The 23,159-nt window shown below is 62.1% G+C and carries 23 protein-coding genes; 4 read left to right on the top strand and 19 right to left on the bottom strand.

Going from position 1 to position 23,159, the window contains the following annotated elements:
* Positions 1-8: 8 nt before the first annotated feature.
* From benB to BOS5A_RS14240, 5 genes are read right to left on the bottom strand one after another with little or no spacing between them, the layout of a single operon-like run.
* Complete coding sequence (gene benB, locus BOS5A_RS14260) at positions 9-533, bottom strand: benzoate 1,2-dioxygenase small subunit (protein WP_070156402.1); 525 nt, start codon at positions 531-533, stop codon at positions 9-11.
* Positions 530-1,882 (bottom strand): Rieske 2Fe-2S domain-containing protein, encoded by a 1,353-nt coding sequence (locus BOS5A_RS14255; protein ID WP_018250963.1) that lies wholly within the window; start codon positions 1,880-1,882, stop codon positions 530-532. Before BOS5A_RS14255 ends, benB begins: the two co-directional genes overlap by 4 nt.
* A gap of 30 nt (positions 1,883-1,912) precedes the next feature.
* Positions 1,913-2,839, bottom strand: coding sequence for a catechol 1,2-dioxygenase (gene catA, locus BOS5A_RS14250; RefSeq protein WP_070156401.1), 927 nt, complete (start codon positions 2,837-2,839; stop codon positions 1,913-1,915).
* A gap of 58 nt (positions 2,840-2,897) precedes the next feature.
* Positions 2,898-3,188: a muconolactone Delta-isomerase gene (catC, locus tag BOS5A_RS14245; protein ID WP_070156400.1), complete on the bottom strand. Its 291-nt coding sequence runs from the start codon at positions 3,186-3,188 to the stop codon at positions 2,898-2,900.
* On the bottom strand, positions 3,188-4,357 hold the full coding sequence (locus BOS5A_RS14240) for a muconate/chloromuconate family cycloisomerase (protein ID WP_151956017.1): 1,170 nt from the start codon (positions 4,355-4,357) through the stop codon (positions 3,188-3,190). The genes catC and BOS5A_RS14240 overlap by 1 nt, the downstream gene beginning before the upstream one ends.
* A gap of 99 nt (positions 4,358-4,456) precedes the next feature.
* Between BOS5A_RS14240 and BOS5A_RS14235 the strand changes: the two genes are divergently transcribed.
* The 3 genes from BOS5A_RS14235 to BOS5A_RS14225 all read left to right on the top strand — a co-directional run bounded on the left by BOS5A_RS14235 (position 4,457) and on the right by BOS5A_RS14225 (position 9,364).
* Complete coding sequence (locus BOS5A_RS14235) at positions 4,457-5,383, top strand: LysR family transcriptional regulator (protein WP_151955617.1); 927 nt, start codon at positions 4,457-4,459, stop codon at positions 5,381-5,383.
* Between the two features lie 254 nt (positions 5,384-5,637).
* The gene (locus tag BOS5A_RS14230; protein ID WP_151955616.1) at positions 5,638-6,783 is read left to right on the top strand and encodes a transporter; all 1,146 of its coding nucleotides are present in this window, start codon (positions 5,638-5,640) and stop codon (positions 6,781-6,783) included.
* 199 nt (positions 6,784-6,982) lie between these two features.
* Complete coding sequence (locus BOS5A_RS14225; protein ID WP_234419344.1) at positions 6,983-9,364, top strand: TonB-dependent receptor; 2,382 nt, start codon at positions 6,983-6,985, stop codon at positions 9,362-9,364.
* Positions 9,365-9,619: 255 nt separating this feature from the next.
* Here the strand turns inward: BOS5A_RS14225 and BOS5A_RS14220 are convergent, their stop codons facing one another.
* The 11 genes from BOS5A_RS14220 to BOS5A_RS14170 form a co-directional block, all read right to left on the bottom strand.
* The gene (locus BOS5A_RS14220) at positions 9,620-9,976 is read right to left on the bottom strand and encodes a hypothetical protein (protein ID WP_151955614.1); all 357 of its coding nucleotides are present in this window, start codon (positions 9,974-9,976) and stop codon (positions 9,620-9,622) included.
* 130 nt (positions 9,977-10,106) lie between these two features.
* Positions 10,107-10,388 (bottom strand): hypothetical protein, encoded by a 282-nt coding sequence (locus tag BOS5A_RS14215; protein ID WP_151955613.1) that lies wholly within the window; start codon positions 10,386-10,388, stop codon positions 10,107-10,109.
* A 487-nt stretch (positions 10,389-10,875) separates the two neighbouring features.
* Positions 10,876-11,550 carry a glutathione S-transferase family protein gene (locus BOS5A_RS14210; protein WP_151955612.1) on the bottom strand — a complete coding sequence of 225 codons (675 nt, stop codon included), beginning with the start codon at positions 11,548-11,550 and terminating at the stop codon, positions 10,876-10,878.
* A gap of 105 nt (positions 11,551-11,655) precedes the next feature.
* The gene (locus BOS5A_RS14205) at positions 11,656-12,246 is read right to left on the bottom strand and encodes a flavodoxin family protein (protein WP_151955611.1); all 591 of its coding nucleotides are present in this window, start codon (positions 12,244-12,246) and stop codon (positions 11,656-11,658) included.
* Positions 12,247-12,303: 57 nt separating this feature from the next.
* Positions 12,304-12,750: an Rrf2 family transcriptional regulator gene (locus BOS5A_RS14200; RefSeq protein ID WP_151955610.1), complete on the bottom strand. Its 447-nt coding sequence runs from the start codon at positions 12,748-12,750 to the stop codon at positions 12,304-12,306.
* 287 nt (positions 12,751-13,037) lie between these two features.
* On the bottom strand, positions 13,038-13,760 hold the full coding sequence (locus tag BOS5A_RS14195) for a TetR/AcrR family transcriptional regulator (protein ID WP_151955609.1): 723 nt from the start codon (positions 13,758-13,760) through the stop codon (positions 13,038-13,040).
* A gap of 257 nt (positions 13,761-14,017) precedes the next feature.
* Positions 14,018-15,475, bottom strand: a complete 1,458-nt coding sequence (locus BOS5A_RS14190) for an efflux transporter outer membrane subunit (protein WP_151955608.1) — start codon at positions 15,473-15,475, stop codon at positions 14,018-14,020.
* A complete protein-coding gene (locus tag BOS5A_RS14185; RefSeq protein ID WP_151955607.1) occupies positions 15,472-16,350 on the bottom strand; it encodes an HlyD family efflux transporter periplasmic adaptor subunit in 879 nt (292 codons plus the stop codon). Before BOS5A_RS14185 ends, BOS5A_RS14190 begins: the two co-directional genes overlap by 4 nt.
* On the bottom strand, positions 16,347-16,562 hold the full coding sequence (locus BOS5A_RS14180) for a DUF1656 domain-containing protein (RefSeq protein ID WP_151955606.1): 216 nt from the start codon (positions 16,560-16,562) through the stop codon (positions 16,347-16,349). The genes BOS5A_RS14185 and BOS5A_RS14180 overlap by 4 nt, the downstream gene beginning before the upstream one ends.
* On the bottom strand, positions 16,559-18,586 hold the full coding sequence (locus BOS5A_RS14175; protein WP_151955605.1) for an FUSC family protein: 2,028 nt from the start codon (positions 18,584-18,586) through the stop codon (positions 16,559-16,561). Before BOS5A_RS14175 ends, BOS5A_RS14180 begins: the two co-directional genes overlap by 4 nt.
* A complete protein-coding gene (locus BOS5A_RS14170; protein ID WP_151955604.1) occupies positions 18,576-19,124 on the bottom strand; it encodes a MarR family winged helix-turn-helix transcriptional regulator in 549 nt (182 codons plus the stop codon). Before BOS5A_RS14170 ends, BOS5A_RS14175 begins: the two co-directional genes overlap by 11 nt.
* A 112-nt stretch (positions 19,125-19,236) precedes the next feature.
* On the opposite strand from BOS5A_RS14170, the gene BOS5A_RS14165 reads away from it, so the two are divergent.
* Positions 19,237-19,500: a LysR family transcriptional regulator gene (locus BOS5A_RS14165; RefSeq protein ID WP_234419343.1), complete on the top strand. Its 264-nt coding sequence runs from the start codon at positions 19,237-19,239 to the stop codon at positions 19,498-19,500.
* Positions 19,501-19,579: 79 nt separating this feature from the next.
* Here BOS5A_RS14165 and istB read toward each other — a convergent pair whose 3' ends face one another.
* The 3 genes from istB to BOS5A_RS14150 all read right to left on the bottom strand — a co-directional run bounded on the left by istB (position 19,580) and on the right by BOS5A_RS14150 (position 22,964).
* Complete coding sequence (gene istB / locus BOS5A_RS14160) at positions 19,580-20,419, bottom strand: IS21-like element helper ATPase IstB (protein WP_066770779.1); 840 nt, start codon at positions 20,417-20,419, stop codon at positions 19,580-19,582.
* The gene (istA, locus tag BOS5A_RS14155) at positions 20,416-21,927 is read right to left on the bottom strand and encodes an IS21 family transposase (RefSeq protein ID WP_066770782.1); all 1,512 of its coding nucleotides are present in this window, start codon (positions 21,925-21,927) and stop codon (positions 20,416-20,418) included. Before istA ends, istB begins: the two co-directional genes overlap by 4 nt.
* 152 nt (positions 21,928-22,079) lie before the next feature.
* Positions 22,080-22,964, bottom strand: coding sequence for a transporter (locus tag BOS5A_RS14150; RefSeq protein WP_070156703.1), 885 nt, complete (start codon positions 22,962-22,964; stop codon positions 22,080-22,082).
* Between the last annotated feature and the right edge of the window lie 195 nt (positions 22,965-23,159).

Below are 23,159 nucleotides of genomic sequence, written 5' to 3'. Positions count from 1 at the left end.
GGCCAGCGTCAGATGTGATAGACGTCGATGACCTGGTGGATATAATCGTTCTTCAGGACCACTTTCTTGCGCAGGATGACGGGTTCCGCGCCGGTGGTATCGAGCGTGTAGAAAGAGGTGCCGAAAAAGCTGTCGGTCACCTTGTAGCGATGGCTCAGCGTGTTCCAGTTGAAGCGCAGGTCCAGTTCGCCGTCGCGCTCCTGCAGGATCTCGATATTCCCGATGAAGTGGCTGGTGCGCGGCTCGGGTGTGGAAGCACCCGAGCGCTCGGTCTTGATGCGGAAAACCCTGTCCTCGAGACCCTCGCGGTTGGGATAGTAGATCAGCGAGATATGCTTGTGGGGATCTTCGACCAGCTGATCGTCGTCATCCCAGGCGGGCATCCAATATTCTGCCTTGGGCGAATAGCAATCGAGCCATTCGTCCCATTGACGGTCATCGAGCAGCCGCGCCTCGCGGTAGAGGAAATCAACCACGCTTTGGCGATCGAGGCCGGACGCGCGGGTCGGCTCGGGGGCGAGGAGGGTGCTCATTCAGCTGCCTCCAGCACCGGCGCGTTCTCGTGGAGAAGCGCCGTCTTGAGCGTCTCCGCCCAATATTCGTGCTGGCGCACGAACAGCCCTTCATCCTCGCTGCGCTCGCCGCTGAGGATCGGTTCGAGTCCGATTGCCCTGGCATTGTCGTCCGGCCCGTCGATCCAGCGCAGCGCGCCGCGACTCAGATCGTTCCACACCCCGTCGGCGGCCTGGTAGGCGGTCTGGCAGGCGCGGAACTCTTCCAGATCGTCCGGCGTGCCCATGCCGCTGACGTTGAAGAAGTCCTCATATTGGCGGATGCGCAGGGCGCGCTCCGTGCTGCTCTCCCCCTTGGGCCCGAAGCAGTAGATGGTGATCTCCGTCTGATCGACGCTGATCGGGCGGACGACACGGATCTGCGTCGAGAACTGGTCCATCAGATAGACGTTCGGATAGACGCCGAGGTTGCGCGTCTGTCCGACGATGAAGCCGGCCCGCTCCGCGCCCAGCCGTGCCGTCAGTTCCTCGCGATGGGCGAAGACGGGGCGGACCTCCGGATTGAGCAGATTGGTCCAAAGCAGGATATGGCCGTTCTCGAAGCTGTAGACGCCGCCGACGCTCTTTGACCAGCCATTAGCATCGACGGTGCGCGTGCCGTCCGCTTCGTAATTGCGGTGGCCCATGGTCGCCGCGTAGTTCCAGTGGACCGAGCTGACGTGATAGCCGTCAGCCCCATTCTCCATCTGGAGCTTCCAGTTGCCGTCATAGATGTAGGAAGAATTGCCGCGCAGAACCTCCAGCCCGTCCGGCGCCTGGTCGACGATCTGGTCGATGACGGCCTTCGCACCGCCCAGATGCTCCTCCAGCGGGAGGACATCGGGGTTGAGGCTGCCGAACAGGAAGCCCCGATAATTCTCGAACCGTATACGCTTGAGATCGTGCGAGCCGTCGGTGTTGAAGCCGGCGGGATACTCGCCGGTCTTCCCGTCCTTCACCTTGAGCAGCTTGCCGGCATTGTTGAACGTCCAGCCGTGAAAGGGGCAGGTGAAACTCCCCTTGTTGCCATGCTTGCGCCGGCAGAGCATCGCACCGCGATGCGCGCAGGCATTGATGACAGCGTGCAGTTCGCCGCCCTTGTCGCGGGTGATGACGATGGGCTGGCGGCCGATCGAGGTGGTGAAATAATCGTTGGGTTCGGGAATCTGGCTTTCATGCGCCAGATAGACCCAGTTGCCCTCGAAGATATGCTTCATCTCAAGCTCGAACAGAGCTTCGTCGGTGAAGATGTCGCGGCGGCAGCGGTAGATGCCGCGTTCCTTGTCCTCGACGACGGCCTGATCGAGCCGCTCCAGCAAAGTGGTGCCCATCATCATTCTCCTGTTTGCGTTTTGCGGCGTTCAGGCGTCCTGCAGGGCGCGGGCGCGGCTCGATTCCTGTTCGTCCGTCTGCTCCTCTGCCGGGTTCAGCACGAAGTCGAAGGCGATCTCGGCATAAGGCGCGTTGAGCCCGGCGGCATGGATATCGCTTGCGACGCTATGGCGAATGACCGGCGGGATCAGCTCGTCCTTGGTCGCATAGGCGAAATCGTCATGGACAAAGGGATCGCCCTCGATGTTGATCTGCGTGGTCAGATGGCGATAGCCGTGCGCGGAGATGAAGAAGTGAACATGCGCGGGCCGATTGCCGTGGCGGCCGACGGACGCTAGCAGCTTCTCGATATTGCTGCCGCCCGGCACGGCGTAGCCCGAGGGCAGGACGCTGCGGAAGCGATAACGCCCCTCCGCGTCGGTCTCGATCCGGCGCCGCAGATTGTAATCCGACTGGGTCTTGTCGAAGTAGGAATAATTGCCTTTGGTGTTGGCATGCCACACATCGACAATTGCATTGGCGATGGGCTTTCCATCCACATCGCGGACCTGGCCGTGCATGATCAGCACCTCGCCGTCATCGCTGCCGTCGTCCAGCCGCGCCTCGGCCTTGAGGAGCGGCGCGCCGGCCACGTAAAGCGGACCTTCGATCGTACGCGGGGTGCCTTGGGTGATGCCCTCGGCCTGGTCCTTGAGATCGGCGCGGATATCGAGGAAATGCTCGAGGCCCAGGCCCGCCGCCCACAGGCCGAACTCCGGCGCGCCACCGGCAATGAAGTTGAGCGCATGCCAGAATTCGTCGTCGGTCACGTCGAACTGGTCGATCGTCTCGAACAGGTCGGACACGATCTTGCGGACGATCGCCTTGAGCCGCTCGTCGCCGGCGCTTGCATGGTCGGCGCCCGCGATCTGGTCGAGGAAGCCCTGAATATCGGGAGATTGCGTCAACTGGGTCATTTCAAATATCCTCTCGACTTGGAAGAGTTTCTTGGGTCCGCCTGCCGGGACCAAATGGTCAGCGATCATCCTCCCGGATGGAGGAGGGGTGCCGACACAGCGGCGACACCCGGATCTCCATGAAGGGAAAAAGCGGCAACATGCTCAGCAGGTCGTGCAATTCGGCAGGGCTATCGACATCGAAGATCGAGACGTTTGCGTAGCGTCCCGCGAGGCGCCAGATATGCCGCCACTTGCCCGCTTCCATCAGTTCCTGGCAGCGCGCCTTCTCGGTCGCCTTGAGCGCGTCGATGCGCGCCGGATCGGCATCGGTGGGGATGCGGACATCCATCTCGACGTGGAACAGCATCAGCGGCCTCCCGTGACCGCATGGAGGACGGGGCTGGTGCGGTCCCGGCGGAAACGGGCCACCTTGTCTTCGTCGAGCGCGACCCCCAGGCCCGGGCCTTCGGGCACCACGAGCGAGAAATCCTCGTAGCGAAGCGGCTCGGCGAGGATTTCCTCAGTGAGCAGCAGCGGGCCGAACAGCTCGGTGCCCCAGTCGAGACGGGGAAAGGTCGCAAAAAGCTGCGCCGAGGCGGCCGTGCCGACGCCCGCCTCGAGCATCGTTCCGCCGTAAAGACCGACGCCCGAGGCCATCGCGATCGCCGCGACGTCATAGGCCGGATGCAGCCCGCCCGACTGGGCGATCTTGACCGCGAACACGCGCGCGCCCGCCGAAGCGGCAACCGCGAAAGCGTCGCGCGGTCCATGCAGCGCCTCGTCCGCCATCAAGGGGATCGCATGCCGTGACGAGAGACGTGTCATGGCGGGCAGGGCATCGCGCGCCACCGGCTGTTCGACGAGGTCGCATCCGCAATCGGCGAGCAGCCCCATGCCGAGGTCGGCCTGCGCCTCGTCCCAACCCTGGTTGACATCGACGCGCACGCTGCCACGATCACCCAGCGCCTTCTTGATCGCGGCGACATGCGCGACATCCTCGCGCACGCTGCGCTTGCCGATCTTCAGCTTGAAGATCGCATGACGGCGCTGTTCGATCATCGCTTCGGCTTCTTCGATGTCGCGGGCCGTATCGCCGCTCGCCAGCGTCCAGGCGACCGGCAGCCGGTCGCGCACGCGCCCGCCGCCGATCAATTCCGACACGGGAACACCCAGGCGCTTGCCGGCGCCGTCCAGCAACGCGGTCTCGACCGCGCATTTGGCGATGTGGTTGCCCACCACATGGCGCCGCACCTTGGCCATCGTCTCGCCGACGCGCGATATGTCGCAGGTCTCGAGGACGGGCGCGATATAGGTGTCGATGGCGAGCTTGATGCCCTCCGGGCTCTCGTCGCCATAGCTCAGCCCACCGATCGTGGTTCCCTCGCCGATGCCCTGGATGCCGTCGTCAGCCTGAATCCGGACAAGGACGACGGACTGGCTGTGCATGGTCGCCATTGCGAGCACATGAGGCCGGATCGTCGGCACATCGACAATCAAGGTATCAATGCTGACAGATCGACTCACCACACAGACCATCCTCAAATTAGCTTGTCTGCGGTGATAAGTACGGTAAGCTATAGGGAGTGGCAAAGATCATTCGGGTCTTGATGTGATACCCATAAGGTATGAAAGCGCATGGACCTTCGACAGCTTCGCTACTTTGTAACGCTTGTAAATGAACGCAATTTCACCCGCGCGGCCGATCGGCTCCGCATCGCCCAGCCGCCGCTGAGCCGGCAGATCCAGCAGCTCGAGGCGGAGATTGGCGCTGAACTGATCGATCGTTCGGCGCGGCCACTTCGACTCACCGAGCCCGGGCGGCTTTTTTACGAACAGGCCGTTCAGGTGCTGGCGCGCGTCGAGGAAATGCGCTCCATGATGAGCCGGGCGCTGGTGATCGAGAAGCGGCGCTTCGTCATCGGGTTCGTGGCATCGACGATTTATGCGCATCTGCCGGAGCTCATCCGCGAATTCCGCGCGGAAGCGCCGGATGTCGAGTTGAGCCTGATCGAGCTCGTCAGCCTGGAGCAGATCAGTGCGCTCAAGGAAGGGCGGATCGATGTCGGGTTCGGGCGTGTGCGGTTCGAAGACGAAGAGGTGCGCCGGACGGTGCTGCGCGAGGAACAGCTCGTGGCGGCGATCCCCGCCGGGCATCCTCTCGCGAAGGTTGATGGCCCGGTCTCCCTTCGGCAGCTCGCCGATGAACCGCTGATCCTCTACCCGCGGGCACCGCGACCGGGCTACGCTGACCAGGTCATCGCGCTCTTCCATGATATCGGCGTGGAGCCGCGCATCGCGCATGAGGCGCGCGAGTTGCAGATCGCCGTGGGTCTTGTTGCGGCGGAGGAAGGCGTGAGTATCGTGCCGGTATCCGTCCAGAAGTCACGCGTGAGCGACATTCGCTACCTGCCGCTGATCGAGCGGGCGACGTCCCCCATCATCATGAGCCATCGCATCGGTGACGCCTCGCCGGAGCTCGCTCTCATGGGAAGGGTGATTGCCCGCATGTACCCGCGATGGGGCTACGACGTGCCGGAGCCCTTTCGCCAGGCAGGTTCCTGACGAAAATCGTCGGGCCCGTACCTCTTCATATCCGGTATAGTTAGAATACTCCGATAGTCTTGGACAGTCGGTGGCGGCTTGTTCAATTTCGAGAAACCGCCAGTGTCGAACCCTTAAAGCGGCGACCCTGAACAACGCGGAAGCTAACGGGCGTTTCGGAGGGGACATGCTGGACACAAAGGTAGATCGTCGCTGCTGAGAGCATAGCTCTGCAGCGCACTCGATCGCTTCAATCAACAATCAATTCTAACGGCATGGCGCGGATGCGTGTCTTGCCGGGAAGAGGAGGCTCGGATGAGCAATGTCGATCCGGAGTTCTTGCAACCGCAGCACGCCGGCCCACCTGCGGGGAAGGGGTTATCGGCGTCGTCTCTCGTTGGCATCGTTGGTCGAAAGATGTTCTCGCGCCCGGCATTCGACGACCAGGCGGCATCGCCGACCATCGCCGGCAGCCGCAGTCCCAAACATCATTGGTTCGCAGCATGTCGTGGTGGCCACGGATGAAGCTCCACTCTATTTTGCGGAAGTCCGGTCTTTTGGCCGCTATGACCATGACGTGGATGGCCGCGCCCGCGAGTGCAACCGACGTGGATCCGGGCGACTATACGGCGCTCCCTCCCGGGACGAATATGTTCCTGATCTATGGCCAGCATATCCATCGCGATGAACTTCGCACGCCCGACGGCGGAACTCTGAAATCGGGCACCAGCCTGGACACGTCTGTGACGCTCCTGCGCTATGTGCATTTCACGAAGCTCGGGCCGTTCGTCGTCGATCCGCAGATCATCCTTCCGATTGGTTCGGTGCATAATGCGCAGGTCGGCGGACAAAGATTGGGCAAGGATACCGGTCTTGGCGATGCGTTGATCTTCGCAACCATCTGGTTCGTCAACAAACCCGGCAAGCGTCCGACCTATGTCGGATTTTCACCGATCATCGGCGTCCCGACCGGCGACTATGATCCCGACAAGGGCATCAATTTCGGAAACAATCGCTACACGTTCAATCCGCAGATTGGCGTCATCCAGGGGATTACCGACCGAATCCTGCTCGATGTCTACGGCGATGTCACCTTTTATGGCGACAACAACAAGGTGGGGCGCCTGCACCAGACGCTCAAGCAGCACGAGACCTATGAAGTCCAGTCCTGGCTCCGCTTCGCGATGCCCGACAGCAAATCCACTTTGTCGGTCGGTTATGCCGGATATTGGGGCGGCAGGCAGTATCTGGACGGGGTTTACCAGGGGCAGCGGACCGAGCACCAGCAACTGCGGCTCGCGGCGCAGACGATGCTGACGCGGAGCTTCCAGCTGGAGGCCATCGTCGCCCGGGATGTGCAGGCCAGGGACGGCTTCCGGGAAGCCGGTCGGTTTCAGCTTCGGCTGCTCAAGATTTTCTGATCCGACGACTACGGGCCGAGCCACGCAAGATGCGCCGGTCCCTCAACAGGGAGAGAATGCTATGTTCAAAAGGGCTTTGGGAATCTCGTATCTTCACTCGTCTATATCGGCGCTATCGCTGATCGCAGCGCTCGGTGTCTGCGATGCCGCCGCCGCCCAGACTTCAGGCGAGGCCGTGCCTGGCCCGAATGACGCACCGGTGCAGACTGCGGCAGCGCCTGGGCCGGCAGGAATCTCCGACATTGTCGTGACCGCCCGCCGGCGCGAGGAAAGCATCCAGAATGTGCCAATCTCGATTGCGGCGTTCGGCGGTAGCGCGCTGGCCGAGCGACAGATCGATTCCTCGGACAAGCTCACCCAGCTTGCGCCCAACGTCCAGTTCAGCGCCGTTGCCCCTGCTTCGGGAAACAGCTCTTCCTCGGCCATCTTCATCCGCGGTGTCGGCCAGACCGACTTTCTCGCCTCGACCGATCCCGGGGTCGGCTTCTATGTCGACGGGGTCTATTTCGCGCGGGCCAGCGGCACCGCCATCTCCCTGCTGGATGTCGATCGTGTCGAGGTGCTGCGCGGTCCGCAGGGAACGCTCTTCGGCCGCAACACCGTCGGCGGAGCAATCCAGGTTTTCTCGGCGCGACCGAAGTTCGACAAGATTGCGGGGAATATCGGGGTGACACTCGGCGATTATAATCGCCGCGATGTGCGCGGCGTCCTCAACCTGCCCGTCAGCAATACCCTGGCGCTTCGGTTCGCCGCAACGAAACGGGTCCGTGACGGCTATGTCACCAATATTCTAAGCGGGCGCGATCTCGGCGACGTCGATACTTTCGCGGGCCGGGCGAGCTTGCTGTGGAAGCCGACCGACAAGCTCGAGGTGACGCTGATCGGGGATTATACCAAGGACGATGTCCACGGTTCGCCGACGGTGTTCGGCGGCATCAACACGAGCGCTGCATTCGTCCGGTTCGCATCGGCGATCGCAGGGTGCCCGGGCTTCGCGCTCACCACGCCGCCCACGCCGGTTCCCGAAAACACCGACCGCCGCTGCGCGAACAACCAGTATCTCGGCCTCGGGCCCTACAAGGTCGCCTCCAATGCCCCCAGCAAATCCGAACTGGAAATGTACGGCGTCGGGCTGACGGTCCAGTATGAGCTTTCCAACTGGATGACCGTGAAGTCGATCACCGCCTATCGCAAAACCAAGCCCTTTTCGATCCGCGATGCCGACAACACCCCGCTCCAGATCCTCGAGACGGTTAACAGCGACAATATCAAGCAGTTCACGCAGGAACTGCAATTTCTCGGCGACGTCTGGGACGGCCGCCTCAAATATCAGTTCGGCGCCTATTATTTCCGCGAGACCGATTACCAATTTTACCCGGTTTACCTTCCCTCCCAGATCAGCCCGACGACAGGTGAGGAATTGCGCGTCGGCGGCCTCAATAACAATGCCTCCATCAAGAATCAGTCGATCGCCCTGTTCACGCAGGAATCCTTCGCCATCACCGACAAGCTCAACCTGACCGTCGGCCTTCGCTATACCCGGGACCAGAAGGAGGCGACGCCCGACGAGACGGCGGCGGCGTCAGGTTATGGCTACACCAATGTCGGGTATAATGTCGCCTATCCGGCGCCGCTCTCCGGTCAGACCGTATGCCTGGGGCCGCCTCGAACCGGAGCGGCGGCCGCGACATGCGCGGGCTCGAATGTCTATCTCTTCGATCCCGTCCTCAACAAGAAGACCATGAGCAAGGTCACGCCCGCCGCGACGCTCCAATACCAATGGACGCCCGAGCTCATGACCTATGCAAGCTATTCGAAGGGCTTCAAGAGCGGCGGGTTCAACACCCGGATCGTTCAGCCGGTGATCTCTCCCAACGCGCCGACGGGCAGGGAATTCCTGCCGGAATTCGATCCCGAGCAGGTCACGACATATGAAATCGGCGGAAAGTTGCTGATCGGGCGCGCGTTGCGCCTGTCGGGTGCGGGCTTCATCTCGAAGTACAAGGATATTCAGATCGTCGTTCGCGAAGGCGTGGCGCCTGTCGTGCGCAATGCCGGCAAGGCGACGATCAAGGGCTTCGAACTCGAAGGCACGGCCAATCCGGTCCGTCCACTGCTGATCAACTTCGGCGTTGGCTACACGAACTTCCAGTATGACAGCTTCACTGCTGCGCTCGAGGCAGGCCAGGTCGGGCTGGCGCCCGGTGCTTTGGGACGTGTCGACCTCAACGACAAGCAGGCCTATTCCCCCAAATGGAGCCTGAACGGCGGTCTCTCGTATCGCATCAAGGTCGGCGAGGGATCGATCACCCCACGCGCCGACATTGCCTACCGCAGCAAGACCTATTTCGATGCGCCAAACACGGAGCAGATCGCCCAGGGCAAATACGCGCTGGTCAATGCAAACATTCGCTACGAAGCTCCGGGCAACCGGTTCAGCCTCGCGGCCGGCATTACCAACCTGACGAACAAAGCCTATCGTGGCAGCGGCAACTCGTCGCTGACCGCATCCTCCGGCTATGCAGAAGTGACCTACGGCCCGCCGAGGATGTTCACCTTCGAGGGCACGTACAACTTCTAGGCGTTGCGTCCCGCCACGGCCTGGTTGCCGGGGTTCTGACGCGGATGAACCAGCTTTCCCGAACAGCCGTGCTGGGTTCACATGGACGCAATAACCTCGCTCCCGGCCTGGCGCCGCCCGTCCACGCACGCGGTCGCGCCAGGCCGGAAGCAAGTTCTGCCCGGGCATGCTGCAACAAAAACACCACCCCCGTGCGATGGGGCGGTTGCAAAGATGACAGACGGCTTGTGAACCAGGGGACAGCGGATTTCCAGTCTAGCCGCCCCGCTTCAATACCGCGCGTATCAGTCGGCATTGTTCCGGCGAATAGCCGTGATCCAGAAGCTCAGCTTCCGCCCCCGGCGCGCGATTATCTCCATGCCGAAAGAGGACGCAATAACGACGAAGCGCCTCGAGCCGCGCGTCGGCGAACGGATTTTGAACCTGGATATCGAACAGGCGCTCGATCAGCCGGCGCATGCGCCCGACCTGGGAGACACTGCGCAGGTTGTCACGGCAGGACAGCTGCGCGACCTGCATCGTGAGTCGATCCAGCTCCTGTGAGCCACGCGCCTTTGGTGCGATTGAGCAAGTGGCCTTGTCGGCGAATTGCTGCGCAAGATCGAGAAACATTATCGCCTCTTGACCGCATCAAGCGGTGCCCGACAGCGGGAAGACTGGATTTCCAGCCATCGCGCGATGGCGCCCAAGGTCATCTCGTCGATTTCGATTCCCCACAGACGAAGCATTCCTGTTGCAAACCTCATGGGTGCGTCCTCCGGGCGGGATGCCCGAAGATATGGGGCGCGGCCGTGACACCAATCAGCGCACAGACGATGATCGCGATGAACGGATCATCAAGAGCCCGTACAAGCGCTACGAAGAGGACACTGATTATTCCCACGGTGGCGGCGAAGAACGAGACCGAGGACAGTCGGGCCAGCATGTGCGGCCGCGTAAAGGTCGAGATCGATCCTCGCTCGGGGGCGCCCTTCAGGAGTGAAGCTGGCGCGCGGCGTAGAATGGGGAGCAGGAACAGTTTCATGTCTTCAACCGGGGTTTGAGATCGAGCCGGTATCTGCGCCGCGTGGACACGCAATTCAAAGATCGATTTGCTACTTGTGGATACCGCTGCGGTATGGGTTGACCATTCGCGCTCATCGTAGCAAAGGCGCATACCGCAGCGGAGGTCCGATCTTGCCGCCAAAGGGACGGCGACGCCGCTTATCACGCCATAGGCCGCGAGACCGGGCTTGCCATCGCGCGGGAGTGACCCTCTCTCCTGATCGACCCGCTGCTGCAGCGTCCGCAGATGCAGGGCAACGTCGATGATGGACCGTGTCCCCGGAGGTCCTTCTCGACCTCGATGCGGCGGCGCCGGTCTCCGTCGCCTTGTCAGTCCCGAAAACAGGGTTTCGGGGCTGGACCGGTAATCTCGCGACTGCCCAAGCGGACGTTCAGTGGGGACCTACGGCGCCTGGCGGGGGCGGCTACGTGACGCCAGCCCCGCCCATTTGCCTTTGCATCGTCGCTCAGAGCGCCATCGTCCTGCCGAACAGGGCCCTACGCGTTTCATCGTCAATGTCGGACTTGAGCTTGAGCGTGTCACGAAGAGCGATCGCGCGAGCGGCTGCCGGGCGCGTGTTCATCGTCTCATGCCACCTCCGCAGATGGGTCAGGGAAGGGAAAGCTTCGCCGACGATGCCGGGCGCGAAATTCACCCAACCCCACGCCGCGAAATCGACGATCGAACAGTTTTCTCCAAGTATGAACGAACGGTCGGCAAGGCGCGCATCGAGAATCTCGAGATGCCTTTCGGCTTCTTTCGTATAGCGGTTGATCGCATAAGGGAGCTTCTCCGGTGCGAATTTCACGAAATGGACCGCCTGACCGGAATATGGCCCAAGCCCCGTCGCGATGAACATCAACCACGACAGCAGTTCGCCGCGCGAACTACCGGCCGTTGCGCCGAACTGGCCGGTCTTCTCTTCCAGATAGAGAAGAATCGCGTTGGAATCGAACACGATCTCACCGTCGTCCACGATCACCGGCACCTTGGCATTCGGGTTGAGCGCGGTAAAAGCCGGGATATGCTGATCCCCCTTGAATATATCGACGGGGATCATCTGGTATGGAAGTCCCGTTTCCTCCAGCATGAGCGCAACCTTCATCGGATTGGGCCCGGAGTGAAAATAAAAATCGATCATGGATTGTGTTCCTGTTGAGGTTATTCACAGCTGTCCGATGTCAATAGTGCCTTATTGTCCATCTGCCTGGGGGTCGCCGTGCACGACGGACCGGCCGTTTCCGTTTCAGTCAGCGCGCCCGCGCACGAATTGAAGCGTCGTTTCCGCAACGCGCCGGCCAAGATGCTCGGCAGTCCGCAGGTCGGCGGCGGGAGGAGCAACATCGGGACCTTCGTCGGCGTTCGACTGTGCCGATGCGCCCAGCCAAATTCCCAGCCGGTTCAGATCCTCTTCCGATCCTGTGCTGGAGTTGTTCGCGGGCGGCAGGCCGAGGCTGACCCAGTGCATGCCCTGCTGAGCCGCAAATAGTGCGATCTGGATCAGCGTCGCCAGCTTGTCGCCCGAGCGCGAGGCCGAGTTCGAGAAGCCGGCCGCGATCTTATTTTTCCAGGCAAAGCCCTTGGCGAAGACGGTGCTTGAGGTCAGATCCAGGAAGGCTTTGAACGGCGCGGACGCGCTGCCCATATAGGTCGGCGCGCCGAAGATGATGGCCTCCGCCGCCTCCAGATCGTCCCAGCGAGTCTGGGCCTCCTCGACCGTGAGCAGCAAGGCCTCCGCGCCCTCCACCTGGTTCACGCCCGACTTCACAGCCTCGGCCTGCCGCGCGGTATGGCCGTATCCGCTGTGATAGACGATGGCGATGCGAATATCCGACATATGCACACTCCTTTGTATATATGTTGGCGACATACCAACATAATCAGATAAATGAAGTCATCCTTGCCAAGGGATGGTGAACTGGCCCCGCCTGGCAATGTCGGCGGCCACTTCCGCGATCGAAACCCTTTGCAACTCCTCCTCCAGCGCCTGACGGGCGCGATCGAGCGCAGGGAGCATCGCGGCCTGGATATATTTGCCGACCACGCATTTCTCATCGGGCGGCGAGCGATGCAGCGAGAAAATCTCGCAGTCCTCCACGGCCTTGTAGACGTCGAACAGGCTGATCTTCGCCGCAGGTTTCGCCAGTAAAGCACCTCCTCCCAGGCCCATCTGCGCGGTGGAAAGGCCGGCATCGGCGAGCCTGGAGAGAATCGACCGGATGACCGCCGGATGGGTACTGGCGCTTCTTGCGAGATCCTGGGACCGCACGGGCCTGCCCTCGTTAACGGCAAGCGCGGCGAGCGTGTGAACGGCAACGGCGAAGCGGGTGCTGGTGGGCAAGTGAAAGACCATATCCAAATGTGTTGCTATCGTAATTACACATTAGTGCGGATCCTTCAATCCCCATCGGATGACCGACGGGGCACATGTATTTCGTCCGGTGCTTGATGCGCTGGTAAAACTCTTGCGCCGGACCGTCGCATGGCTCTACGGACGCCATCACAAAATTACGTTGATAAGACCGTGCAGCTGTCGCGGGCTCGTTCGAAATGCGCGCCACCAATTCGCTCAGTCGGAGCCTGCCGACTGTACCCATCGAATCTCGCATCGCCGGATCCAAAATCGTTTCATTGTTCAGCGATAGCTTCCGGTCTGGAGCTCGGATCTATATTGATAGGCGAAAGGCTCGTCCGCAACGTGTCGAGCATCAAGTTCGCCGCGGCCCGGACTGCCGATTCATCGCATCCGGCCACCGCCTGGACATACACGCCGGATAGCAAGATCAAAATAAGCTGGGCCAGATCGCCTGGATCGACGTCGCTCCTGAGTTGCCCGGCCTGGATCGCGGCGGACATCCGGCGTTCAAGTGTCCATTGGCGAAGCCGTCGTCGCCGTTCGACAAAATCACGTATCGCGTCGCAGCACGGAGCACCGGACAGGATGGCGAGGAAGCCGGTGGGTCCGCTGCCTGCGGCGAAGACGGCCGTATCAACACTGCCGGCCACCAGCTCCCTTAGGACGTCACCAATATGGACCCGCCGCAAGGCGGTTCGAAAAAAACGCAGTCGTGTCGCTTCAAAGCGCAGAAAGGCATGGCGGAAAAACGATTCTTTAGGGCCGAACGTCCGGTAGAGGCTCGGCCGGCGCAGGCCGGTAGCATGCTCCAGATCGTCGATGCTGGTCCCTTCGAATCCCTTGGCGCAAAAAACCTCCATGGCGGCCTCGAGCGCCACATCCGGATCGAACGAGAGGTGCCTTCCCATGCGCGTTAATCGGTCATCGCGAACCGGTGTATCAGCCCGGTTGGATCTTCCCTTTTTGCCGCAGTGTGAGGTGGCAGTCTCGCGCATGTTGGCGGCTGCTCACGCTCGGATGCCAAGTCATTGGCTTGCCGTCCGCTCCCCACGGCTCTCGTCCGTGCAACAGCCGATCGAACGGGCATATGGTTCTTCCTCATGATCGGGCGTGGTGTTTATCGCTGCATCTTCCGGTCGCATTGATTGTAACAGGCTAAGGGGCATAAGATAAGGATCCGGCCTTCAGCAGCATGGCGACATAGGCCGAGGTGTAGCCACCATGGAAGTCTTCGGCAGCCTGATACATCTGCTCAGCGTGCATTTGCCTTTACTCGCGTTGAACTCTCTTTCGTTTCTGTCCCCTCTGGTCCATCCGTCCACCCCCCACCAAGCGCCAGGAACAGGTCCACCTGCCGATCGACAAGGGTCGCACGCGATTGCGCGAGTGTTGCCTCGGCGTTCGCGAGACTTGCTTCGGCGGAAAGAACATCGATGAAGTTTGTTCGGCCGAAATGATAGAGACGGCTTGCCTGGTCGCTCGCCTTGAGCGTGTCCCCCTGGGTCAGCGTGAGGGCATGGTTTCGATCTGCTTCCCGGGCATAGGCCGACAAGGCGGTTTCGGTCTGCCTCAATGCCTCGATGACCGTGCCGTCGAAATTGGCGGAGGCAGCCTCGGCAGAAGCCCCGGCCTCTGCGATCCGGGCATGGGCGACCGACCGATTGGGAAAGGTCCATGAGAGGAGGGGGCCGAGGCTACCGCCGAAGCCGTTGCCCGACAGGAAGGTCGAGAACGGACCCGCGAAGCCCATCGAGCCGCCAAGCGAGATGTGCGGGTAGAGTTCCGCTGTCTCGACGCCGATAGTCGCCGTCGCTGCATGAAGCCGGCGCTCCGCCGCGCGGACATCCGGACGTCGGCTGAGCAGCGCGGCGCCGTCTCCGATCGGGATGACCTGCCGGAGCGAAGGTGGAGCAGCACATTCCTCCGCCTCACGGGGGTAGTCCGCAGGCGCGCGGCCCATGAGCGCAGCCAGTTCGTATAACGCGGCCTGACGACTGGCGAGGACGCCCGGAATAGCCGCGGCGCTCTGATCGACGGCCGCCCTTGCGCGCGTGACATCGAAGGCCGTGCCGCGCCCGCCGCTTGCGAGGCGCGTGGTGACCTGCAGCGTCTGGCGCTGCACCTCGAGAACCCTTCGGGTGGCCGCAAGCGTCACGTTTGCAGAGCAGGCGGCCGCGTAGCTGCGCGTGACCGCTGCAGCGACGGCCACCCGGACCTGGTCGCGTGCCGCCTGTTCAGCCTCGCTGTTGGCGCGTGCCGCCTCGATGCCGCGCTTGATGCCGCCGGCCAGATCGAGTGGGTAGGACACCCCCGCGCCAAGATTGTAGGTATAGGACGAACCGGGGCCAGTGAAGCCGCCGATGCGGCTGATGTCCGCGCCGCCCGAGATGGTCGTCTGGATGGTCCGGCCCGCCTCGGCCTCGCGCACAATATAGCTTGCACGCTTCAGATTGGCATCGGCGGCCCGCAGATCGGTATTCGCCGCGAGCGCTTCCGCTACATAGGCGTCGAGTCTGGCATCCTCATAAAGACGCCACCAATGATCGGGCAGAGGAGCCGATATGTAGATTGCCTCGTCGCCGCTGTGGAATGGCGCGTTCGCCGAAGGCGATTTGACCATCGCATGGTCCGGAACCCGGAAATCCGGACCGGCGGTGCAGGCCGACAGCAGCGCCATCAGCAGTCCGGATGCGGCAGCATGGCGTTTCATGCCCGCTTCCCCCTCGGCAGGATCGTGACAGTCGCTGTCCGCCCGGGAATAAGCGCGGTGTTCGGCGCCAGCCGATCGATATGGATCCGCACAGGAATGCGTTGGGCCAACCGAACCCAGGTGAATGTCGGAGTGACCGTGGGCAGCAGGTTGCCGCTGTTCCCGCGCTGGTCATCGGCGATACCGCCTGCGATGCTGTCGACATGGCCCTCCATCGGTTGCGGCGTTCCCATAAGCCGCACGATCGCGCGGTCCCCGACACGAATGCCGTCGAGCTTGGTTTCCTCGAAATAGCCCTCCACCCTCAGGGTGTCGGTCGCGATCAGCGCCATCGCCTGCGTGCCGACCCCGATATAGTCGCCGGGATGAAGATCGAGATTGGTGACCTGCCCGTTGACGCTTGCGCGGACCTCGGTCCGCTGCAGGTTCAGCGCGGCGGTTTCGCGGGCCGATTGCGCCTGCATCAGCGCCGCCTGCGTGGTCAGCACGCGAGCGACATTCTCTTCATGGGTCTCGGCCGCGACCAGGTCGCCCAGCGCGAGATCGCGCCGCGCCGTCTTGCGCGCCATATCGAGTGTTGCCTTGGCGCTGGCAATGTTGGCGTCGGCTTCGTCGAGCGCGGCCCGGTATCTTGGACGGTCGACTACGAAGAGCAGGTCGCCGGCATGAACGACCTGATTGTCGCGCACATGGACCTCGGTCACCAGACCGGCAACATCGTTCGTGACCCGCACGACATCGGCGCGGACATGTCCGTCGCGCGTCCAGGGCGAGACCTCGTAACGATGCCACATTGCGATCGCGACGAGCGCCGCGACAACGACGATGACGAGGGTCGCCACCAGCCTGACCAGATAAGGAACAAAGCGTTTCATGACATGGATCCAAAAATGCCGCTCGCATCCGCGAGCGCGGCAAGAAGGAGAAGGAAGATTGCGAGATCGACGATCGGCCGATGGACGATGAAGCGATAGAAGCCGATGCTCGACAGGAGCATCGTCACCGCCCCGCACAGGACCAGCGCTCCGAGCCCGATCAGGATGAGGGTCGGAACGAACACCCCGAAGATCGAGATTTCGCCGATCATGCTTGCGTCTCCAGGAGAGGTGCGGCGGCATCGGGAAAGAGGCTTCGCCGCAGACCCACGAGCGCGAGAGAGAGCGCCCTTGCGGCATCCTGCGGAAGCGTCGATGAGCTCCTTGCCAGGAGCCGATCGAGTTGTAGGCGTGCATCCTCGCCAACACCGGGCGCAGATGAACCGGCGGATCGAAGATGGTCATGAACCGCAACCAGCACAGACCCGATAGCCCCATCGGTATCGGCCAGACCCCTTCTGCCTCTGATCCGGCGCAGCTCGTCGATGTTGATGCCGGCCCGCGTGTCCGCCAATATAGCCTCGAGCGTGTCGGAAGAGGCCTCTCCGCGGGCTACATGCGGATAGAGATAGGCGACGCGGTCCAGCATTGTAGCGAGCCAGCGCTCGGTGCGAGGTCGGGCACGGCTCAGGCATCGGCGAGCCAGGTCACGCCGCGTGACATGAAGCAGCTTGCGGGCACGCATGTTACCATCGATGCTCGCAAAAAGCGTCAGGCTGATCACGGGGGCGGCCATCCCGGCGAACTGCGCCATATTGCCGTTGAGAAGGGCATCGAGGCTGCTGGAATAGCGATCGACGAGTCCGATCGAGGTCGGCAGCGTCACCATGAAGCCGAGCGCATAGGGTGCTGTCGGAGGCATGGTCATCATCCCTCCCATCAGGAGAAGCGTGGGGGCCAGAACCATGACCAGAGGCGCGAAGTCCGTGACGCGCGGAAAGATCGCGAAATCGTAGAGTAGGCAGACCATCGTGGCGACGACGGCACCAATCAGCAATTTCCAGCCGGTGGCGGAGTCGCCGCCAATGCTTGCGAGAATGGCGCCCACGGCCCCGGCGATCAGGGCGGCCGACGCGCCGTCGGGCCAGGCAGTCGCGATCCAGACCGTGCACAGCAGCACAACCGCGGTTGCGACTCCCAGCGCCGACCGGATGGCCACCCCATGATCGCGGTGGAGCGGACGATGGCCGGCGCGGCGTAGAACGGCTTCTATCTCCCTGGGCGGAATTGCATGAGGATCGGCTATCAGCGTCCGCAAAGCGCCGCAGGCGCTATGGGATCGAATCAGTTCGTTGAGGCGCACGAGCAGATTGGCGAGCAGCATCGCGGTCCAGGACGATGGCGCTGCAGGTTCCAGCATCCGCGCACGGCTTGCGAGCGTCTTCGCCTCCCCATCGGAGCGCGCACCGGACTCCAGCCACTGGCGCGTGTCTGCCAGAAGCACCTCGACCGTTTCCGGCATCGCTCCGGCCGCACGGAGCTGTTCGATCCGGTCGAGACATGCAGCGCCCAGGGGCAGGATAAGGGAAATCTGATCCTGCAACGCCCGCACCACCGAGATTCGCGGCTGCAGACGTGCCATGTCGAAGGGAAGGTGGATCGAAAGCTGGTGAAGATCGAAGATGTCGACCGCTAGACGCCGCCGGTCCCGGTTCAACGTCGCTTCCAGTCGGTCGTTCAGCGTGTCGGACGACCAGCGCGCTGCATCCCCGAGAATCGTATCCACGCGGGCGATCAGACGCGAGGTGACAGTCTGCGGAAGGACCACGCCATGGAGCAAGCTGGCACACAGGATCCCCAGCGTGATCTCCTGGACGCGCAGGATCGCGGTGGTGAAGATCGCATCGGGCGCGGAGACCGAAGGAAAGCCGATAATGCTCGCCGTGTAGCCGGCAAGAAGAAAGATATAGGATCGCGGAGTCCTATCCAGCAGTCCGAAATAGATGCAGACGCCGAGCCAAAGGGCGAGTGCAAGCGTGAGAAGCTCGGGAGAGTTGACAAGATTGGGCACGAGGATCACCGCCATCGTGGCGCCCAGGACCGTGCCCAGTACCCTGAACAGCGCTTTCGACAGAACCGCACCGGCAAGCGGTTGCGAAACGATATAGGCGGTAAGCACCGCCCAGGAGGGCCGGGGCAGGCCGATGCGCAGCGCGATATAATAAGCGAGCATCGCTGCCACGAGGCACTTCACGGAGAAAAGCGCGTCGCGGACGCCGAACCGATCAGAACTCATTGCGCCGCTCCCCGTCGAGCGACCGTGCAATCCTGCGGATCACGCGCAGGGCGGTTGCGAGATCCTCGTCGTCGAAGCCCGCAAGCGCCGTGGCGCGCAACGTCGCTATTGCCTGTTTGACCTCGCGCGCGGCCTTGCGACCGCTGCTGGTGAGGCGCACGCGGCGCACCCGGCGATCGACGGGATCGAAGAGACGTTCGACATAGCCGGACTCTCCGAGCGCATCGACGAGCCGGACGAGCGATGCCGAATTGATATCGAGACCTGAAGCCAGGTCGGTTTGGCGAAGATCGTCGCCGAGTTCGTCCGTGAGAAGCAGGGCAAGACCGGTGGCTCCCGAGAGACCCAGTCTGGCCAGCTTTAGGTCGAGTGCATGGCGCCAGCTGCGCGCGAGCGGGACGAATTCCCGAGTGAACTCGCTTTCAAGTGCAGCGCGGCCTCCCGCTCTGCCGTCCTTGATATCCAGGGGCATGCCGTCGCGCTTTCCACAGGATCGGGGCGATGCGCGTTGCCCTGCGTCCATCTTCTCGGTAGCCATTGTCAGGAAAGCCTTTCGCGGCACTCATCCGACGCGGCATTTGCTCTAAGGAAATGACTGCGTAAAAGATCATTATGGTTCGAACGAATACCGTGGGGGTATCGTGTACGATGTGAAGCATCTCCGCTATTTTGTCGCCGTGGCGACCGAACGCAGTTTTACCCGTGGCGCCGAACGGCTCAACATGGCCCAGCCGCCGTTGAGCCGTCGGATCCATGAAATGGAGGAGGAACTCGGGACGAAGCTGTTCGATCGTGAGGCAAGGCCGCTCGCCCTCACGGCCACAGGCCAGCTCTTCTACGAGCAGGCGATCCAGGTCATCCAGCGGGCCGAGCTGTCAACGGCGGAGCAAAAACCGGCCACTGTGGCGGAGTAAAAGTAGGCCACTGATGTTGCGGCAGGTGCAAAGCAAAGGGCCCCGATCGGGGCCCTTTGCTTTTGGCCGTTTTGATGGGTCAGTTTTCGTCGACGGTGGCCTGGTTTTGCTCCGCCCCGCTGGCAGTGGCGCGACGGCGACTGGCTGACTGCTTTAGGCGGTAACTGTCACCATTCATGGTCAGGATGCTGACGTGGTGGGTCAAACGATCCAGCAATGCGCCGGTCAGGCGCTCGGACCCAAGCACCTGCGTCCAGTCCTCAAACGGCAGGTTGGAGGTAACGATGGTGGAGCCGCGTTCGTAGCGCTGGGAGAAGGTCTCGAACAACAGCTCCGCGCCGGTGGGCGAGAGCGGGACGTAACCCAGTTCGTCGATGATCAGCAGCTTCACTGCAGCCAACTCGCGCTGCATCTTGAGCAGCCGCTTCTCGTCGCGGGCTTCCAGTAACTGGTTCACCAGCGCCGCGGCGGTGGTGAAGGTCACGGTGAAGCCCTTCTGGCAGGCGGCCAGCCCCAGGGCGAGCGCCACATGGGTTTTGCCCGTCCCGCTATTGCCCAGCGCAATGATATTCTCGCGCCGCAGGATATATTCGCAGCGCGCCAGATCCAGCGTCAGCATCTTGTTGAGGCTGGGGATGGCGGTGAAGTCGAAGGTATCGAAGCTTTTGACGGCCGGGAACCGGGCAGCACGGATCCGGCGTTCGACAGTGCGCCGCTCACGGTCGATCAGTTCCAGTTCGATCAGGCGCAGTAGATAGCGGGGATGATCGACACCATCACGCGCGCACTCCCGGGCTACTTTCTCATATTCGCGCAAAACGGTCGGCAGTTTGAGTTGCTTGAGGTGGTGGGCCAGCAGCACCTGTGGCGCACCAGCGGTGGTGCCGGTGGGCAGGTTGTCATCGGGCGCCCGGCTCATGCTGCCATCTCCTTCGAGACCTGGGGCATCAGAGCCGCATAATCAGCCGCCTGCGTGACCTTCACATCCAGCCTTGGCAGGTGGGGATAGGTCGTCAGGTCAAGCCTGGCGGGCCGCCGTTCCATCCTGGCCAGTGCGATCTGCTTCACCGCATCAAAGCTGATCGCGCCCATGTGGATCGCCTGAGTGACAGCATGGGTCACCACGGCCATGGGCATCGCTTCCAGCAAGCGCAAGACCTGGATATACTCGCGCTTGCCCTTGCGGCCCATGCGTCCCTCCAGCAATTGCCGCAGGTGGGCAAAGACATCGGGCAAGGCCCAATTCTGCAGTGCAGCCGCCTGATCGAGAGCATTCGGCTTTGTCTCGATCAGCGCCAGATAATGCAGCGGATCGGCCACAAAATCGCCGCTGCCATAACTGCGCACATGGCGGGCGATCTCCTCGGCGCCGGACAGGATCACCACCTCGTCCACGAAGCCCTTCACCACCACATCCTGGAACCCAAACCTTGTGGGCACCGAGTAATCATTGCCGCGATACCGCACCAGCGCCGTCGATGACACACGGGCGCTGCGCCTCTCGCATGGCTCCAATGGCACCGGCGGTAGTGGGCGTAGCGCCGCAACGTCAGCAACCATGCGCTCACCGATGGTCTGGGCATGGCGGCCAGCACGTTCGCCTTGCCGCGCATGACAGCGCTCCAAAAGAGCCGCGTTCAGTGCGTCATAGCTCGCCGCCTGCGGCTTGGGCGTCATGAAGTTGCGGCGCGCGTATTTGACCAGCCCTTCGACCTTGCCCTTGTCATTCCCCTTGCCGGGTCGGCCGAAGCGGTCAGAAAACAGGTAGTGGCTGACCAGCTCGCTGAAGGCACGTGTGCGCTCACGCTTGCCGTCCCCCAGAATCTTGGCCACCGCAATCGTCGTGTTGTCGTAGAGGATCGACTGGGGAATGCCGCCAAAGAAGTCGAAGGCCGATACATGCCCATCCAGAAATGCCTCGGTCGTCTCGCGCGGGAAAGCCTTCACGAAACAGGCATCGGACTGCGGCAAATCCATGCACAGGAAGTGGATCTTCTGCTCCACACCGCCAATCACGCCCACCGCTTCGCCAAAATCCACCTGCGCATGCCCCGGTGGGTGCGCCAGCGGCACAAATGTCTCGCGGCCACGCACCCGGCTCAGCCGGACATAGTCCTTCACCACCGTGTAGCCGCCGCCATAGCCATATTCATCGCGCAGCCGCTCGAAGATCCGCTTCGCCGTGTGTCGCTGCTTGACCGGCGCCGTCCGGTCACCTTCCAAAATCGCGTCAACCACCGGCAGCAAAGGCCCCAGCTTCGGCTTCTCCACCGGCTTCGTGCGCGTATAGCCAGGTGGCAGTGAAAATCGGCAGATCTTGCCAATCGTCTCCCGGCTTAATCCAAATACCCGCGCGGCCTCTCGCTGGCTGCGCCCCTGCACAAACACAAACTGCCGAACACTCGCGTAAACTTCCACGGCATACATCCCGGCCGCCCTCAAAAGGGCAGCCTTACCACTGGCCGGTTTTTACTCCGCCACGCTCAGCACTTCGCTGGCGTTCCAGTGGCTGGTTTTGTCACCGCCCTGCACAGATCAAGGTTTGTGCATGTTTTCCGGCCATTCACCTCGAGCGCTGACTAAAAGATTTTAGCGATGCGGATCTGGGCCCGTATCGCCTCGCGGAACCCGCCCTCGACATGAACCATGTGGCCCGCGCTACCCTCGACTTGCAAGCCCGGCGCGACGAACGTCTGCACGGCAAAGCGGACCTGCTGATTTTCGGTCTTCGTGCCGTTGTAGAGTCCATCGACATATTGGCGGCCGCCCCAATAGCCGGCATAGCCGATCGACGCCGAAGTCTTTGGCGACAGAGTGTAGCGCCCCCAGATCTGCACGGCGTCCGTGCGATGCTGCGTCAGGGTCTGCCGATCAACGCCATAGTCGTCATTATGGCCGTACCATGTCATGTCGCCATAGGCTTCGAGCGCAAACCGTCGCGCGACACCCTGCACGACGCCGACCTGCATGTCGTATGTGTAGCGATTGCCGCCGATATTGGCGGCTTTGTTGTGGCTATAGGTCCCGGTTGGCATCGAGACGATCGGCGAGAAGCCCACATAGGTGCCATGCACTGGATCGTCATGATGCACGAGCCACAGGGTCGCGAATGGCATGATGTCGCCGATCCCGCTTGAGCTTCGTAGCCTCTGACCGGCCGCGCGGCCGCTGTAAATCGCGCCGAACGGCACGATGATCTGCGGATCCGCGATGAACGGGCCTATCTTCACGAAGTGAACGAAACGGACGAGTCCGATGCTTGACCGGAGCTCAGTGTCGCTTCCCAGCAGGCCCACCCCGGGCACCTGGATCGCATCACGATCGGTGTAGGTGCCGTAGAGCAGCAACATATTGGTGCCAGGCTTCAGCGCGACGTAGTCGCCGGGATCCACATCGACTGCCGCGGCCGGGGTGGCCAGCGCAGTGGTAAGCAAGAACAACAATGCACTATGGCGCCAGCCCATCGATCCCTCCCTGGATATTTGGTTATTCAATGACCAAGCGAAGCGATCGAGGCAAAAACCTTTATGGTCTGGCCGATATACCCTTTCGGTATCAAAATACAATGCTTTCAATGAACTGGCGCCGGCGACTTCCCGCCGTGAAGCCTCATGATACCCTGGCGATATAGCAGATTATCGATAAGGTATTTCGAATGG

This window comes from Sphingomonas sp. EC-HK361, from assembly GCF_902498785.1.
Classification (GTDB): domain Bacteria; phylum Pseudomonadota; class Alphaproteobacteria; order Sphingomonadales; family Sphingomonadaceae; genus Sphingomonas.
The sequence above is the reverse complement of the archived record's forward strand: the minus strand, read 5'-3'. Positions and strand labels throughout refer to the sequence as shown.